Below are 18,344 nucleotides of genomic sequence, written 5' to 3'. Positions count from 1 at the left end.
TGTCAGACGTAAATCCATTATGTTCAGTGCCATGAGCGCCGCAGCTATGCTGCGAACTGTCGATTGTTTTGGCTATCACTTCTTCAATCTACTCACTTTTTACTATTTTTATATATATAAAAATCAAAAAAGTGAGTGGTTCGGTTATAAAGTGTACTAATTTGACGGTGCTGATTAAGGTTAGCTATATGAGAAGATCTAGATAATCGTATCATTCCTGCGGAGCAGGGGTTAGTCTTTTCTTTTTTGATAATTAATATTTTAAAAATAAATTGACTGCGCCATAATGTCGTAGTATTTTTGTTGTACAGATAAGAATTATAAGATTAAAGAAGGCGTAAATGACCAGTCTAGAAAAGGCAAAACATACGGCACCTCACGTAGCTTACAACATTGATTTTGGTGAATCGAAAAAGAGAGAAATTGCAATAGCTCCTGAAAAGATTGCCAAGAGAATATTAGAGCAAGACCCTTGGGCAAGAGTAATTGAAGTAAGCAATGAGGGTGAAATGCCTGATGTTTTGGATTATTACTCAAATGATAAATCAATTAAGCTTGTTGTTACAGTTAGTAAGGACAAGTTGTCAGATGCTATTCAAGAACAAAAGTTCACTTACAAGCGTGATGTTGTTTGTTTCGAAACTGGTGAACGCTTCAGTTTTAAAGCCGTTCTAGAGTTGAATGCGCGGATGTTTGTGTTGACTGGTGACAGTGTTTACAGCGATGCCTTGGCATTCATTATTCAGTCGATAATTAATATCAAAATGGGCAAAGCAAAGCTGGCTAAAACTCTTAGTAAGCTCGGTATGGCGCAACCAGTAATTAAAGACTTGATGAGCCGAAAGAACGGGAAATTAACAAATACAGTCAATGGCAATCTATTTCTGCCCAAATCAATTAATATTCAAAATATAATGCATCTTGCAGAAGTGGCTAATGCAGCGGCATCAGCAATGAAAGCTCAAACGGGCTACGGAAAAAATGTTGATTATATCGACCCTGCCATCAGGAAAGCTTTAGGAAATGGCGAGAAAGTGTCATTTATAACGTCTCTAAAGACAATTATTAACAAGAACTCCAAAACGCATGAAGATGTTTGTATGGGTTTTACTAGCTATGAGGTGGGACAGAACATTATTGATGTGACAAGTCCTAATGCCTTCGCAGTGTGTATTAATTCTCTCAACCGAAAAGTTTTTCTTGAACAGGTGCTTGGTAGTGACTTAGTCGTAATTGATGAAATTGAATCGTGTATCCGAGGAATTTTGTTGGGCAATGATAGTGAAAAATCTAAGCGTCGTATGTCAAAGGAAGAGCGTAAGTCAATTATTGACGCATTAACAAGAGTAATTAAGTCAGCACCCAAGCTTATGGTTGCAGATGCCGATATCTCGCCATTGACCGCCAACTTTCTAATTTCTATTCGCCCTGACATTCAAATCTATAACATTGAACAGGACTACAGTGACGTTACAGCAAGTGTTGCGACAAAAGCTATGGTGATGCAAGAAGCCGCATACTCAATCCAAGAATATACTGACAATGTAGTTGTAATGTTTGACCAGATAAGAGAGTTAAATGAGTTCTTGAAGGGATTAGACCTTAACGACGAAACAGCTCTTGAAGCGGGAATTCTGGTGCTCAACTCAGCCACCAGCGGACGGAAAGAGCAAAAAGAATTTCTTGATGATCCAAATTCTATATTAGTTCAGAACAAGTATAGGGCGATCTTGTGCTCGCCGACTTTAGGACGAGGGTTCTCGATCACTCATCATTACACCCAAAAAGTGTTTGTAATTGCCAATGGTGTGCTTGACCCCACAAGCACAGTGCAGTTTGCAAGACGCTTTAGGACAGTTACGGAACTTGTGTTTGGTGTTAGTACTAAGCACAAAATAACAGTTGATCATGTCGCCTTGTTAAAACCAGAAGCTAGTGCATTTGATCGAATGATTGCCGAATACAAAACCGAACATGAGCTACTTACGAGCAATATTTCAATTACTCTTACGGAGACTCTCAGAGCTCTGAAGTTCAGAATGGTTGAGCACGCTTCAGTAAATGCTTCAGAAGAAGAAGTGAAGGCTGCAGAGATAGAGGCTAAAACTAATAGAAAAAAGAATAAAGATAATGAAATTAAATGCATATTAAGGGCAGGGGATAAGACAGAATCTGAAATCAAGTTGCTTAAAAAGAAAGTAGGAAGGACGAGACAAGAGAACTTTGAGGTTACACGGCATGAGTATCAGCAGAAGACGGGTATTAAAAATATCACCAAAGCTGAGATTGATTTCTGTAACAGTTTTTCAATCGGTGCATTCAGGCTTCTTGAAAACGAAAAATCTCAAATACGTGCCGCTTTTGATAAAGTGACAGTAAGAATACGTGGTAACTCAGAGATTTTAATCAATCAGAGTATTGCTATGAGCATATACAGAGAGCTCCAATTGAGCATACAAAGCATCAATGGTTCTCTTGTTGACAACCTGCGATCTGAAGACAAAATGAGCCCGTCGAAGGTACAAAAGTTTGTGAAAGATATTCTTAACGCCGCAGGCTTTAGAAGTCGGAGGCGAAAGCGCGTAATTGGTGGTCGATCAGTTAATGTGAATGTCTTTACGTTATCACCATATGCCATAACAAACGCTAAATACTTTGGCTTAGAAACGAAAGGCTTGCAAAAGTATCAATGTTCAGATAAAATAATATTTTAAATATAATCATGACAGTTCAAGGCGTATGATTACTGAGAAACAATTAGAACAGCAAACAGAACTATCAGCAGAAGAGCTAAGGAATCTTTTGCTAAGTCTTGGGTATATGAATCATTTAAAGAACCCATGCTCTAAAACACTCTCCTTGATGTTGAACATAAGCATGAGAAGCGCCCAAAGAATGCTAAATGATGCTGGCCTATCTACAGTCTATTACGATCATTTGTTGTTCCAATTAGGTGTTAAAAAGCCAGCTTTCCCAATACAGAAAATAATTAACCCTCTAACAGAATGATGTTGATTTATCTAATTTAATTAATAATTTAAAAATAAATTAACCATTGAGATGATGGAGAGACACGTAAAGGTACTAAAAATGAAAAAACTAAATATTACAATTAACATAGATGCATACGACGAAAAATTCCCATTTTACGATCTTGATGGTTATGATTGTCCTGACGAACTCTACGTGGTTGTTGACTTAGATACGGGCGATTGTTCGTTGCTGAACAGAAGTGCAGGTGAAAAAGGGGTCTCCTTTGAAAAGCATAACGGATCGGAGGAGTGGTTTAAGGTAGATCCCAAAGTTACTGTCGAAAATCTTCTTGAGGCCATCGAGTCAAATAGAACCTTGCTTGAAGAGTTAATGAATGAAACTCGAATTGAGTATAAAGGAAGTAACAAAATTGGAATTACTTCCGAGCGAGCTATAGAAATTATACAACACTTTGAGATGGATGGTTTCGGAGAGGTCAGTGAAGATTACATAATTACTGATGAGGAAGATCTGTTGTTTTATGCCGAAGAACTAGAAGGTGAATTTGGAGATAAGGTTTTCCTTGATGCCAGCGAAGATGTAGCTCAAATGAGGTTGAAGCTCTTAGCTGAGTCCGTTGTAGCCACTCATGGTGAAAACATGACAGAGTGGGTATTAGAAAATATCGATTCAATAATGTGGGGGATTAGAGAGCGTTATGTTGAAGAGTCCCATTGCTAGTGAAGTTTGAAGTGTAAAACCAATCAAGAATCTCAAATAAACTTCAGTAATCATTGTCAATATAATTGGTGTCGAGCAGGTCTGGCATCAATTAATAAAATAAAAATTCCAACCTAACTCTGTCTTTTTGATTCAACTTGCCAGTTATTAATGTATGTGGAAGTGGGTTTGAGTGACATTCTATTGGTGTTTAGTAGTCATTTTAAATATAATATATTAAAAATAAACTAAGGATGTTTGATGGCGAGGAAACCCTTAACTGAGTACGAAAAAGCTGTTAGAGCTGCGTGTAGATCACATGTGAAGCTTCAGGAGTTGATGACTGCTGCACGGGCAGAAACCGAAGCAGACCGAGAAAGAATTGCGGCGTTGAATAAATCTCGTCGTGGAAGACCTGCTCAAACGGCTAAAGACATTGCACTCAAAACCCATGAAGCATATCTGGTTGCAGTTGCTCGTGTTCGTGAAATAGAGAAACAAGATTCTCGTCCCGAAATGAGTGAGTTTGACATTCAATCTTACAATGATCCTGTTATCAATAAGCCCAAAGGGGTCGGTCATTCGGGGCAGCCCAAGAATAATGAGATCGATGATTTAGAAGCACTAATCAGGCGTATTCGTAAACGCATTGATGCGATTAACAGTGGTAAGGAAATATCTAAATATCTAACTAAAAAGGAAAAAATTTCTGGCTGTGAGAAACAGATTCAAGATGCAGAGGCTCAAGTTAGGGAACTAGAAGCATTACTGACACCACCAGAGTCAGCTTACCAACAAATTAAGCGTGCTCGTCAGAATCGTAGAGAAGCGAGAGCAGAGTACAAAAAGCAGTGTATGATGTGTGCTTTGCATGGAAAGTCTGAAGAGGTTTTTGATGAAAATGGTGTAGTCAATGCTGAATTACTTTCTGCGAAAAACAACTTAAATGAAGCTGAGTCTCAAGTAAAAATATTAGAGAGCGCTTATAAAAAAGAGTTTGGCGAATTTAAAAATAGTGAATGTGGAGCGGATAACCTATCACGTCGATTACGAAAGAATACTCTTGCAGTTCAGCATGCAGAGGCGCTAATGGTAGCACGAAAAGCACAAAGGCACCCTAAACAACGAACAACAAGCATTCGAAATCTAGATAAAGGTGATGAAAAAACTGGTCAAAGATTTAGGAAAAGGAGCGATTAGAGGTGCTTAGCTTAGTTCTTAGAAATTTTTAACCAATCTTAAGTTCGTTAATTGACGAGAGATACGCCTTAGTATTTTAAGAAGGCGGGCAAAACTCGTCTTTTTCAGGAAAGCCAGGCGTTGGCTTTCCTGGAGGTAAGCTAGCTATATTTCCATGTGAATACGTACAACTAATAGTCGATTTTCCATTAGAAAACTCACAATACACTAACTAACCTTCTATATCACACCATCTAATCATTTTGATTGTACCATGCTTGTGTTTAGAGTATATTTACCGTCAGATATTCTCAACAGAAGTTTCTGATGAAAAAACTCGAACAACTACCTCACGCTCAAAGAGAACGCTTGGCGTTTATCGACTTTAGTTTGAGCTACTTTGGTGAGATTGCTAGAGCCGATCTCATCGCTAAATTCCAAACAGGCTTGGCCGCTGCAACTCGTGATTTCGCTACTTATAAAGAGTTTGCTCCTTGCAACCTAGAGCTAATTCATCAATCAAAGTCTTATCATCGTACAGACCAGTTTGTGCCTCTGTTTGACCACGATCCAGATACCGTATTAGTGAGCCTTGCTAGAGGTTTTGGTGATGGATTGGCGAGTCAACTGGAAAACAGCCAAGTTTGTATTCAGCCTCAACAGTTGAACAAACCTTCGACTGATATCCTGTCGGCAGTTATGCGTGCCATACACCAAAAAATGGCTCTCAAGATTAAGTACGTTTCCCTTAGTTCTGGTAACTCAACTAGAACAATTGTGCCTCATAGCCTTGCGAATAACGGCAGTCGTTGGCATGTTCGTGCTTATGATCGTTCGACAAGTTCTTTTCGTGATTTTGTTCTTACTCGCATAAAATCCGCCAGCCTTGCTCCGAATGAAATCGATAGTGTCAAAGAATCGATTTCAGCAGACAAGCAGTGGAACCGCATTGTTGATTTAACCTTTGTTCCTCATCCAGCGGCAAAACACCCTGAAGCGATAGAACTTGATTACGGTATGGTTCATGGCAAGCTTCAAGTTGAATGCCGTGCTGCGCTGGCTGGATATTTACTAAACCAATGGAATGTGGATTGCTCAAGTACTTATCAATTAAACCCACAGCAATACCATTTAGCACTAGAAGAAAATGCAGTTATTTATGGTGTTGAGACCGCCAGTTTAGCCCCTGGTTATGAAGGTAATAACAATGAATAATCAAGCTTACCTGAAAGCTCTGGGTTTTAAGTTCGGTAATAGTGGTGCCCATACATCTCGCAGTATGATGATCGAAGAGCTAAAGATCTTATTATTTGGACGTCCTGAAAACGCAACGTTGGAAGACTACAGGCAAGATATTGAAGTATTCAATGTTCTTCAAAAACCAAGTGAAAATGCACGCAAGTACAGTTTCCAACCTCTGGCGTCAATGTATGGTTTGTCACCTGATATCTTCCTCTTTAAAGTCTTTCGAGAGTGGTGGGAGCAGCATGAAGGATCTCAATCGATTCTAGCGTTGCAACTTGCTGTAGCCAGAGACCCATTGTTGCGTAGTTCTGCTGAAGTGATTTTAAACTTAGAACCTGGTCAACATTTGTCTAGAGAGACAATGGAGACCTTTCTATCCAAAGATGACCCTGAGCGTTTCAGTGCGGCATCCCTAAAATCTTTCGCACAAAACATTAATGGCACCTGGACTCAAGCAGGATACCTATCAGGTAGAGCAAAGAAGTATCGAGAAATCCCAGAAGTGAGCTATGTGAATGTCGCATACGCTCTATTTCTAGCCCACTGCCATGGGCTAAGCGGGCAACGTTTATTCGATAGTTTTTGGTGTCGTATGTTGGCTCAAGACAAAGAACGATTGTTTGAACTAGCACATAGAGCATCGCTAAGAGGAATGATTAACTTCAAGCAGGCAAGTGAAGTCGTTGAAGTAACTTTCCCTGGCCTAGTCATGCCTGAATTAAACGAATCTGAGGACGAATAATGTCAGATCGATTATCCAAGTTACTAACAAGCTTTGAAAAACACATTAGTATCCCATGGCCAGTGGCGGTTTCTGCTGATGAGCGAACCATCTTTCTGGTCTACCACAAAGAAGATGAGCTAAAACTTCGTGCGCGTGTCGAAGAGTTTGAACAAGCATGTGTTAAGCATAGCCACCCTTGGCAACTTCTAGATTTGACTCATAGTTTTGAAAACTGGATGTCGGATCAAGATTACAAAGAAACCTACTTTGAAGATCCTGAGTATCTTAAAGGATTGTACGATGACTTCGCCGATGAACTAGTCGAAGAACTGACCAATAAAGTCGAGTCGAATCAAACAGAAGATGGCGTCATTGCTCTTCTTGGTTGCGGCACTCTATTTGGATTCGCATCTGTGTCGGGGGTCGTCGAATCTTTAGCTGAAAAGGTGACAGGGCGCTTAGTCGTCTTCTTCCCTGGTGAAGTACAAAACAACAACTATCAATTATTAGATGCGAAAGACGGTTGGGGATATCACGCAACCGCCATTTCAGCAACGTCATAAGGGCTTTATTCAATGTTAAACCGCGAAATTTTTGTAAACGATCCTGTTAACAGCCGCTTGGCTAACAACGGGGTTGCTCAAGTAAAGGATGACCTGTCTAAAGGTGCGCTAGATACGCTTGAATATGAGTTGCGTACATTCGTTTGTGATGGTGCATATGCCAAAGGCATGGACAGCATTCTGAGCAACTATTTGTCAGCGTTTAAGACAAACAATGAACAACCAGGCGTATGGATCAGTGGCTTCTTTGGTTCAGGTAAATCTCACCTTGCTAAAATGTTGCGTACACTCTGGACAAACCAAACGCTAAATAACGGCTCTGATGCCCGCTCCACCGCAGACCTACCAGAGCATATTGCGAAGCATTTTGATGAGTTATCATCCATTGCCGCAGGTAACGGTGGCCTTTATGCAGCTTCAGGTACGTTGGGTGCAGGTGCTGGCGATAAAGTTCGCATGGCGTTTCTCGGTATCATTTTTAAATCCGCTGGTTTACCAGAGCAATATCACCTAGCACGTTTTGTCATGTGGCTAAAAGCAGAAGGTGTCTTTGAACAAGTTAAATCATTTGTTGAAGCTAAGGCAAAAGTGAAAGAGGGTGTAGACCCTTGGACGAAAGAGCTTAAAAACTTGCACGTATCTCCAATCATGCATGATGCAGTTCTACAAGCGATTCCAGGCATTGGCGCAGATATGAAAGAAGTGCGCGAGATGCTACGCGCTCAATACAAAATCATTGATGATGTGACCAACGATGAGATGGTCTCTGCGATTGTTGATGCCATTTCTAATGACGGCGAATTACCATTAACTTTAGTTGTACTGGATGAGGTGCAACAGTACATCGGTGACAACGTTCAAAAAGCGTTTGATGTACAAGAAGTAGTAGAAACCTGTAGTGGCGCTAGTGCACTTAAGTCAAAGTTATTGTTCGTTGCAACAGGTCAAAGTGCCTTGTCTGGTATGGCAAACCTGCAACGTCTAATGGGGCGTTTCCAAGTTCCAGTGCAGTTAGAGGACACAGATGTAGATGCAGTTATCCGTAAAGTTATCCTACAAAAGAAATCGTCAGCAGAAAATGCTGTTAAAACGGTTGTCGATGATAACTTAGGAGAGATTTCTCGTCACCTACGTGGCAGCACCATTGAGCATAATAAAGATGATGAAAAGTGGATGGTGCCAGACTATCCACTACTACCTGTCCGCCGCCGTTTCTGGGAACGAATCTTACCAGCACTAGATAAAACAGGCACAGGTTCGCAACTCCGTAACCAACTCCGTGTTGTGCATGAAGCATTAAAGACAACAGCAGATAAAGAGCTGGGCTATGTCGTTCCTGCTGACTTTCTTTATGACCAGATCTCAACAAACTTACTGCAAACAGGTGTGATCTCTAAGGAGATTTACGAAACCATAAGCCGTAAGCGTGGTGGTGATGAAGATTCGCAGTTGCAAGGTCGCTTATTATCTCTGATCTTACTGATTAGCAAGCTACCAGCAGAGATGGAGTACGGCATTTATGCAACAGTAGATACACTATCTGACTTGCTATTAGAGGATCTACAAAACGACAAACACAAGCTTCGCCCGCTTGTGCCTAAAATGCTGCAACAGCTTGAAGATGAGCACCTAATTATGTCCCGCGAGACAGCGCAGGGGCGCGAGTTCAGCTTACAGACGGTAGAAAGCCAAGCTTGGTATGACGAGTTCCGTCGCCAAGAAAACGATCTTATGGGTAACCCTCAGACATTAGAGGCGTACCGTTCGAAAGAAATCCAACGTTATATTACTAAACAAGTAGCTCAAGCTCGAATCACCCAGGGTGAGGTAGCAGAGCCACGAGTGATCAACGTGTCATTTGATTCAGAGTTGCCAAATGAAGCAACAAAACGCATTTATGCTTGGGCACCAGAGCAAACCGAGAAGCAATTTAACGACCTTTCTCGTGGCGCAGATCCAGATGGTGCAACCATCTTTGTTTATGTACCAACGATCCATCGCAGTGAGTTGAAGAATGCCATTGTTGCGCTTAAAGCGGCAGAAAACACGTTAGAGGTTCGTGGTCGAGCAACAACAGAAGCGGGTAAAGATGCCTTACAGGCAATGGAAACTCGTTTGAGTGAAGCTGAGCGTGCCAAGAAAGGCTATTTGAACGATATCTTTTCACAGATACAAGTGCGTTTAGCTGGTGGTCAAGAAGTTGAAGGCGAGACACTTGCAGAACAAATTCAAAATGCAGGTGCTTTAGCGTGTCAGCGCTTGTACAACAAATTCAAAATGGCAGACAGCCGTGGCTGGGCAAAAGTGTACAGTCAAGCTAGCCAACTTGCCGATCCAAATGCGCTTGAAGCGGTAGGCTTCAACGGAGAAGCAAATCAACAACCAGTGTGTGCTGAGATCTACCGTTACATTGGCGCAATGAAAACAGGTAAAGACATTCGAGACAACTTTAATGATGCGCCATACGGTTGGGGTAAAGATGTCGTTGATGGTGCGTTGTATGCAATGTTAGCGGCTGGCGTGCTACGAGCGTCTGATGTACAAGAGCGTGCGATTGATGCCAAAAGCCTCGATCGTAGCTCAGTGACGCAAACTAAGTTCCGACCAGAAAACGTAACATTATCTAAAGTTCAGCTTATTAAAGTGCGTGGTGTGGTTTCTACCTTGCTTGAAGAAGCATGCAATACGGGTGAAGAGGCGACTAAGCTACCTTTTGCGATTATTAATGCCAAAAACGCGGCTCGTAGTGCGGGTGGTGACGCGCCACTCCCTATGGCACCAAGTACAGCATTACTATCAGATCTTGAAATGTACTCAGGTAATGACCAACTGCAAAAAGCATTTGATAACAAAGACCAATTGATTAGTGACTTCCAGCAGTGGAAAGAGCAAGCGCACAAAGCTGAACTTCGTATGAAGCTTTGGAAAAAGCTAACTCAAGCGATGGAGTACTGTTACCCACTTGCGATATACAAAGAGCTGCAACAAGAACAACAGGCAATCATATCTAACCGAAGCTTGTTATCTGAACCTTGCCCAGTCAAACCATTGTTGGACAAAGCGACCAATGAACTTCGCACCGCGTTGACCGCACATCGTGAGCGCTATGAAGAAGAGCATCGCGCTTGTATGTCTGACCTATTAGCAGATGAAAACTGGCAAAAGCTTGATGAAGCAAAGCGTAATGAGTTTTTGAACAAGCGCAGCTTAGACGTTATTCCAGCAATTAATATTGCTGACGAGGACTCGGTATTCAACTCGCTAGATGAAACCAGCTTTGATAGATGGAATGACAAAGTCGCCTTGCTTCCTGGCATCTTCGATGCGGTACTGAAAGATGCGATCAGTGAACTTCAACCCAAAACGAAGTACTACAAGCTCAATAAGCCATTACTAGAAACGGAAGATGACTTGCAGAAGTGGCTAGCTGACGTAGAGCGAGAGCTACGTTCGGAATTAGAAAACGGGCCAGTTGTACCACAGTAATATTACTTTGTTTTTAGAAACCACCTCCTAAAAGGACATCGCCTAGGAGGTATTCCCCTAGGCGAATTGAAGTTTGTGGTTAACGAACACTATCTCAATAGTCCAAATGCTCTTATTTAGGTAGGGCAGACTAATAGAATTAAGAAGAACGATATGAGACAAGCATTAGATAAAACACTGCGTAAGAAGCTTGAAGATACAGTAGTTAAAGCCCGCGATATTGTAGAACAAGCCGTATTTGAAGCGCTACAGCGCTTGGGTGTGGCAGAAGCTCAAGCACCTAGCTACTTGAATGAGGAAGAACGTGCACTACGTAATAAGTTGCGTGCCCATGCTCGTCAGCTTGGCGACAAACTAAAAGATGGTAAGCAAGAAACTGAGCGACTAATCAACGAAATGGCCTATGAGCATTGGCATCGTATGCTGTTTGCTCGTTACCTAGAGCAAAATAATCTATTGATGTATGACGAGTACACGCCTGTCACACTAGAAGAATGTTTTGAGCTGGCAGAAGAAGAGCCTGACTGTAAAGACGGTTGGGAGCTTGCAGGTCGCTTAGCTCAAAAAATGCTGCCACAAATTTTCCGTGTGGACTCACCTGTTTTCGATATAAAGCTGTCGATGAACCGTGTGGAAGAGTTAGAAAGTCTGATTGCTCAGCTAGACTCTCAAACCTACCAAGCGCAAGACAGCTTAGGTTGGTGTTACCAGTTTTGGCAAACAAAGAGAAAGGATGACGTAAACGAGTCGGGAGTTCTAATTGGTGCTCGAGAGCTGAGTCCTGTTACACAGCTATTTACCGAATCTTACATGGTAAACTTCTTGCTCGACAACGCGCTTGGTGCTTGGTGGGCCAATAAACGCCTTTCTCGAGATGATTTAATCCGTGCAAACAACGAACAAGAACTTCGTGAGTTAGCGGCTATTCCTGGGGTTCCGCTTGAGTACCTTCGTTTCTCTAAAGAAGAGGGCGCAGAACTATGGAAACCAGCAGCGGGTGGGTTTGAAAAATGGCCTGAGAGCCTATCGGAACTTAAAACACTCGACCCTTGCTGTGGCTCTGGTCATTTTCTAGTGGCCGTGTTCCTAATGCTTGTCCCTATGCGTATGCAACTTGAAGGATTATCTGAGAAGCAAGCGGTTGATGCGGTACTGCGCGATAATATTTATGGCCTTGAACTTGACCAACGCTGTGTAGAGCTGGCGGCATTTGCGCTGGCTTTAGAAGCTTGGCGCTACCCAAATGCTGGTGGTTACCGTGTATTACCTGAGCTTCAATTGGCCTGTTCAGGTATGTCGATTGCTGAGGCACAAAAAGAGTGGAAAGACCTAGCGAAAGGTGACGAGGCATTAAATGATGCAATTACTTGGATGCAGCATACGTTTAAGGATGCGCCAACCTTAGGAAGTTTGATTGAACCTGACCAAATATTAGAAGACAACGGTGTCCCACCTTGGGAGCTATTGCAAAAAGCGATACACAGTAAATCGCAGGTAAGTGGTGAATCAAAAGCTGTAGCACAAGGTTTAGCAAAAGCTGCTGGATTGCTAGCAGATAAATATCAATGGGTTGTTACAAATGTCCCTTATTTGGCTAAAGGAAAACAGACTTCATTGCTTCAAAGCTTTTGCGAGCTTAATTACGAAGATGCAAAGCATGATTTAGCAACAGTTTTTTTTAATAGGTGTAATAAGCTTGCCAAATTTGGAGGTACGTCATCTATCGTGTTGCCACAAAACTGGCTTTTCTTGAGCAGCTATGAGTCTTTTAGAAAAAAGAATTTAACAGACTTTTGCTGGCATAACGTTGCTCGGTTAGGAGCAGGAGCTTTTGATACCATTTCGGGAGAAGTCGTTAAGGCAATTTTGATTTCAGTATCTAAGTCCTATCCAGAAAGTGAACATACATTTTGGGCAACGGATGTAGCTACAGTTAAAGGTACTAGTGATAAGAAAAGGTCTATCATTGATGATAAACCTATTACTTTATGTCAGAGGCGCCAACTTAGAAACCCTGACTCTGTTGTTATATTTGATAATACTATTTCTGATAGCCCTCTACTAAACCACTTTGCAAAACCTGTAGAAGGTGCAAAGACAATCGATATTTCTAGATTTAGGTTATTTAGCTGGGAGGTGTCAAATTGTCTTGTTGAGTGGAAATACCACAACTCATCCCCAAAAGGGAATGAACATTACTCGGGGTTACATTACATCAGTGTCGATCGTGATGTTGGTTCGCCAATGGCTAATTTGGTCGAGGATTATGAAGCCGAAGGGAAAAAAGTAGTTGGGTGGTTATGTGGCAAGCCTATGTGGGGAAGCAAGGGGATATCAGTAGCTTGGATGGGGAACCTACCAGTTTCACTATATCCAGGATCTGTTTACGATAACTCTGCTGCTGCATTTGATGTGAAGAACGATTGTTTTGCGGCTGTTTATAGTTACCTTTCATCTTCGTCGTATCAAAAAGATGTAAGAAAAATAAATCAGAAAGTTCAAGTTGCAACCACTTCTCTGGGCAAGGTTCCATTTGATTTAGAGTATTGGTCGAGAATAGCCGATGAGCTGTACCCGAAAGGATTGCCTCTTGCTTATACTAAAGATCCGACTCAGTGGATTTTCCATGGTCATCCATGTTCCTCAGTCGTTTGGGATGAAGAAACTAAAGTTACGACTATAGGCGGTTTACGCCAAGATGACACTGTGCTTCAAGTCGCTGTCGCTCGTTTACTTGGTTACCAGTGGCCTGCTGAACTTGATCCTGAAATGGAACTTGCGCCAGAAATGCGTGAGGTGATGAAGAAGAATGCAGACTTTGTTGGTTTGATTGATGATGACGGTATTGTCTGTATTCCAGCAGTACGTGGTGAAAAAACCGCAGCTAAGCGTTTAGAAACAATCTTACACAAAGCCTACGGTGATGAGTGGACAAGTTCAGTCGAACAAAATCTACTTAAAGCAGTAAAAGCAAAAGATCTAGAAAGCTGGTTACGTGACAAATTCTTTGACCAGCATTCTAAACTGTTCCAACACCGTCCATTTATTTGGCAAGTTTGGGATGGTTTGAAGGATGGCTTCTCGGCACTGGTTAACTATCACAAGCTTGATTATAAAGGGCTAGAGCGCCTGATCTACACCTACCTGGATGACTGGATCAGTACCCAGAAACGTGATTTAGCTGATGGTAAAGATGGTGCAGACATTCGTTTAACTGCGGCTGAAAACCTCAAAACACAATTAGAGGCAATTCTTGCAGGTGAAAAAGGTCTGGACATCTTCGTGCGTTGGAAACCGTTAGAAGATCAACCTATTGGTTGGAACCCAGACTTGAATGATGGGGTACGTCTCAACATCCGCCCATTTATGCTGGCGCAAGACGTGGGTAAAAAAGGCGCTGGTGTACTGCGTGGTAAGCCAAACATCCACTGGAAAAAAGACCGTGGTACAGATGTCGCTTCCGCTCCATGGTTTGATCTTGGCCCAGCCTACGGTGAGAAAGAGGGTAGTCGTATTAACGATCACCACCTGACGCTCGCTGAAAAGAAAGCGGCTAGGGAACTAGCGAATGATTAAGTCGGTAGAAAACTACGCGGTTTCTGCCTTGTTTAGCGTAGATGAGAAAGTCATCTACGCTATCCCTAGGTATCAGCGTGAATACACTTGGGGTAAATGGCAGTGGGATACATTATTTGAGGATTTGCTCGACAATGATCCAAGCTACTTTTTAGGTTCTATTATCTGTATCAATCAAAGTACTGACGCACTAGCTGTACAATCATTGGAGCTGGTTGATGGTCAACAGAGAATGACTACTCTGTCATTGCTTAAAGCAGCCATATATTCATGCTTCAAGAACCTTGACGTAGAGCTTGAATTTGAACAACAACTCGAACTTCATAACCTGAAGCACAAGTTGATTTTGAAAAGCAACGCAGACCAGACTCGTATTGTGCCGCAGGTTCAAAATAGCAATCAGCAGGATTATTTCTGGGTGTTAAATCAAGCGGGCGTGCTCAAAGAAGCCGACTACCCATCAAATGCGGGTAATCGGAGAATTGTCCGAGCTTTTCGACATTTTAGCTCTCGAATTGAGGAATATCTCCAAGAATCAAGCGATAGAGTGTCAGCGCTAACATCTCTAATAGAAAAAGTGAATACTGCAACCTTAGTCAAGATTGAGGTGGCAAGTCATTCTGATGCGTACACATTGTTTGAATCATTGAACAACAGAGGTGTACCACTTACCGCGATCGATCTTATAAAAAACAAGCTACTTGCTAAGCTTGAAAGTGATGATGAAGGCCAAATTGACAAGCATTTCAATAATTGGACGAAGGTATTAGGTTACCTCGGTGATGATTATGGCGTTCAGGAGCGCTTTTTTAGGCAATACTACAATGCGTTTAAGCCTAAGTTGAAAGACATAGTTAGTGTTCCTGTTGCGACTAAGTCGAACCTGATGCAAGTCTATGAGAAGCTTATCTCACATGATGCAGAGACATTTCTTGCTAAGATGATTAAGCATTCTGAGCTGTATGCACAGATCATTTGCCATAACCAGGTTCCAGAGCAACCAAGGCTTTCTTATTTGCTTGAAGATTTAGAACGTGTTCAAGGGGTGCCTTCTTATCTGCTTCTGATGCTGCTTTTTGCTAAGCAAGAAAAGCTAGGGTTGTCATTTGATCATTTAGAAAACATCACCAAGTTATTGATTGCTTTCTTTGTTAGACGTAATACAACCGACAGACCTGCCACTCGCGATCTTACTCGAATCTTTATGGATTTGACTGGGGTAATACCAACTCTTCAAGGGGATGAAATTGTTGATGCGGTGGCGACGAGCTTAAGTCGAGTTAGTGCTGATGACGAAACGTTTAAACGTGATTTGTCAGGCAACTTATACGCAGACAATAAGTCGGTGTGTCGTTACGTGTTGTGTGCGCTAGAGCAGAGTCGGATGACACGAGAGACAGAGCGCAACTTGTGGGCTGTTAAAGGTAAGCAGTTTGTCTGGACTATTGAGCATATCTTCCCGCAAGGAGAAAATGTTCCTCAGTGCTGGGTCGATATGATCGCACAAAGTGATGAGGCTTTGGCGAAGCAGTATTTGGAAACACACGCTCATAAACTCGGTAATCTGACTATTTCTGGGTACAACAGTACGCTTGGAAACAAAAGCTTTATTGAAAAGCGAGATAGACAGGACAAGAAAGGTAGCCCTGTGGGATACAATAATGGTTTGTACCTCAATGCTGAGCTTGCTAAAGCTGATTCATGGTCAGTCGATCAAATCGACAGTCGAACGCAAGATCTTGTGCAACAGATTTTGCAGATGTACCCGTTACCAATTTCGAACAAAGAAAGGCTTTAATGTTAGTCGTTAATTATTTAATCGAGCAGTTGCGAAACTCAGCAACTTTTAATAAATCAGTTCAAGTGGCACCTGCTGCCATTTTATGGACAGACATTGATTGCCAGTGGCTATCCGCAATGCCATACATAAAACAACAGTTGCCTGAACTAATTGAACTCGGTAAATACAAACCAGATGAACGTACAGGCCCTGCTATTTGGGTTAAGTGTGCGATTGCTGCAAAACTAGAAGAGTGCAAACTACCAGAAGATAAAACGCCAATCATTTATCTTCCTGGCGTTGGGCGAAAAGATTTGCGAGCTATTGAGCAATGCCCTGAGTATTTACAGCCGTTGGCTGAGCTGCAATACCGTGGTTGCTGGTGGGCGTATAACACGGCTGGACGTGACTGGTCTGTTGGCTCGTTTCTAACTAACCCTAAAGTAGGTCTAGAACTCGACCTTGCAAAAGATACTAAAACCCAAGAAGCAATACTGAAGGTTTTGCCCGATCTACTAGAAACCCCAGCAACGAAGCTGATGGGCAAAAAGTTAGAAGCCGAAGATTTTTACTCTATCGTTCTCGATGATCCTATCAAAGACATTTTGGGGTGGTTAAACAACCCAACCGAAAAAGCTGAGCAATGGCAAGGCAGTAAGTGGGATATTTTCAGCCAGTCATGCATTTCAAGATACGGTTTCGAACCGAGCGAAGCGAATATGGCACTTGCTTTGGATCTGCTCTGTGATGCTCAAGGTGAATGGCAAGGCGTATGGGAGCGATTTGAAGAGACAGCAAGCAATCTTTCTGCATTGGTTGATCGCCTAAAAACAGTAGTACCATCGGGGCTTGCGTTTGAGGCACAAAATTACTTATCCGAAAACTTGCGTGATGAATCTGTTATTGAAGATGCATTTAAGCAAATTGCGGGCAGTAATCGTGAGAACCTGAAGCAGACGTTCACTACACTGTGGAATAGCCATCAACCGCGCCAAGATTGGATATGGTCTCAGCTAGGCTTTTCTCCTTGGTTAGACATTTTAGAGCAAGTTACGATTGTTCTTGAGCATACAGAGATTCCATTTACATCAGGTTCGCCAGAGGGCATGGCTGAGTTGTATACCAGTCGTTTTTGGCAGGCTGATGCAGCAGTGCTGAGTGCGATGGCAAAAGCGAAAGATATTCACCATCAGCAGTTGGTTTCGGATGTACTAGCTATTATCTATACGCCATGGTTGGAAAGGGTGGCGCTTAACTTCCAAGAACAAGTCCGATTGAATGGTTACCCTGGTGAAAAACAGTTAAAAGAAACATCAGCAAACTACTCTGTAGGTAGCCAAGTGATTTTCTTTGTTGATGGGCTACGTTTTGATACCGCTAAGCAACTGGAGAACAAACTTTCAGCCATTGGTGTGAGTACCGATCTCACTTCGCAATGGTCTGCGCTCCCGTCATTGACAGCAACAGCCAAAGCCGCAGTAACACCGCTGGCTGATTTGCTAACGGGTTTAGAGGATAACGATGACTTCATTCCAGCGCTAGCGAGTACACAAGCGTCTTTTAGTAGTCACTACCTCAAGAAGCTACTTGCCGAGCGAGGCTGGCAATACTTAGATGGACTGGAAACAGGTGAACCGAATGGTTATGCCTGGGTGCAAACAGGAGACCTAGATAACTTAGGTCACAAGCAACAGCTAAAAATGCCACAGTACATTGAGCAGGTATTGGACGATGTGGTCGCACGAATCCGAGGTCTATTGGACGCGGGTTGGAAGCGGATCAAAATCGTCACAGACCACGGCTGGTTGTGGGTGCCAGATGGCTTACCAAAAGGTGAAATTCACAAGTCATTGGGAACAAACCGTCAACGTCGCTGTGCGATATTGAAGAGTAATGTTCAATACGATGGCTTAGTTGTGCCTTGGTTCTGGAACCCGAGTGTATCTATTGCGATGGCTCCTGGTATCTCAGGCTATGTGTCGGGCGATCACTATAATCATGGCGGCTTGTCATTACAGGAATGTTTGACGCCTGTGTTGAATGTAAATCTCAAAAAAAACACCGCATAAAGGCATTCTCGAACCTTAATTAATTTGGG

General features: G+C 42.3%; 10 protein-coding genes. All 10 read left to right on the top strand.

The features are described 5' to 3' along the window. The first annotated feature begins 341 nt into the window (after positions 1–341). Complete coding sequence (locus tag OCV56_RS08840; protein ID WP_086713501.1) at positions 342–2,714, top strand: hypothetical protein; 2,373 nt, start codon at positions 342–344, stop codon at positions 2,712–2,714. Positions 2,715–3,090: 376 nt separating this feature from the next. Then, positions 3,091–3,714: a hypothetical protein gene (locus OCV56_RS08835; RefSeq protein WP_086713499.1), complete on the top strand. Its 624-nt coding sequence runs from the start codon at positions 3,091–3,093 to the stop codon at positions 3,712–3,714. Between the two features lie 240 nt (positions 3,715–3,954). Next, a complete protein-coding gene (locus OCV56_RS08830; protein WP_086713498.1) occupies positions 3,955–4,893 on the top strand; it encodes a hypothetical protein in 939 nt (312 codons plus the stop codon). Positions 4,894–5,199: 306 nt separating this feature from the next. Further along, the gene (locus tag OCV56_RS08825; RefSeq protein WP_086713497.1) at positions 5,200–6,087 is read left to right on the top strand and encodes a helix-turn-helix transcriptional regulator; all 888 of its coding nucleotides are present in this window, start codon (positions 5,200–5,202) and stop codon (positions 6,085–6,087) included. Next, positions 6,080–6,859, top strand: coding sequence for a hypothetical protein (locus OCV56_RS08820; RefSeq protein WP_086713496.1), 780 nt, complete (start codon positions 6,080–6,082; stop codon positions 6,857–6,859). Before OCV56_RS08825 ends, OCV56_RS08820 begins: the two co-directional genes overlap by 8 nt. Then, positions 6,859–7,404 carry a BREX protein BrxB domain-containing protein gene (locus OCV56_RS08815; protein ID WP_086713495.1) on the top strand — a complete coding sequence of 182 codons (546 nt, stop codon included), beginning with the start codon at positions 6,859–6,861 and terminating at the stop codon, positions 7,402–7,404. Before OCV56_RS08820 ends, OCV56_RS08815 begins: the two co-directional genes overlap by 1 nt. A gap of 12 nt (positions 7,405–7,416) precedes the next feature. Next, on the top strand, positions 7,417–10,890 hold the full coding sequence (gene brxC, locus OCV56_RS08810; RefSeq protein ID WP_086713494.1) for a BREX system P-loop protein BrxC: 3,474 nt from the start codon (positions 7,417–7,419) through the stop codon (positions 10,888–10,890). Positions 10,891–11,043: 153 nt separating this feature from the next. After that, on the top strand, positions 11,044–14,466 hold the full coding sequence (locus OCV56_RS08805; RefSeq protein ID WP_150330755.1) for an Eco57I restriction-modification methylase domain-containing protein: 3,423 nt from the start codon (positions 11,044–11,046) through the stop codon (positions 14,464–14,466). After that, a complete protein-coding gene (locus tag OCV56_RS08800) occupies positions 14,459–16,264 on the top strand; it encodes a DUF262 domain-containing protein (protein WP_086716258.1) in 1,806 nt (601 codons plus the stop codon). Before OCV56_RS08805 ends, OCV56_RS08800 begins: the two co-directional genes overlap by 8 nt. Next, complete coding sequence (gene pglZ / locus OCV56_RS08795) at positions 16,264–18,315, top strand: BREX-1 system phosphatase PglZ type B (protein ID WP_150330756.1); 2,052 nt, start codon at positions 16,264–16,266, stop codon at positions 18,313–18,315. Before OCV56_RS08800 ends, pglZ begins: the two co-directional genes overlap by 1 nt. Positions 18,316–18,344: the final 29 nt, after the last annotated feature.

It is taken from the genome of Vibrio gigantis (genome assembly GCF_024347515.1).
GTDB lineage: Bacteria > Pseudomonadota > Gammaproteobacteria > Enterobacterales > Vibrionaceae > Vibrio > Vibrio gigantis.
This window is presented reverse-complemented; position numbering and strand designations above follow the sequence as displayed.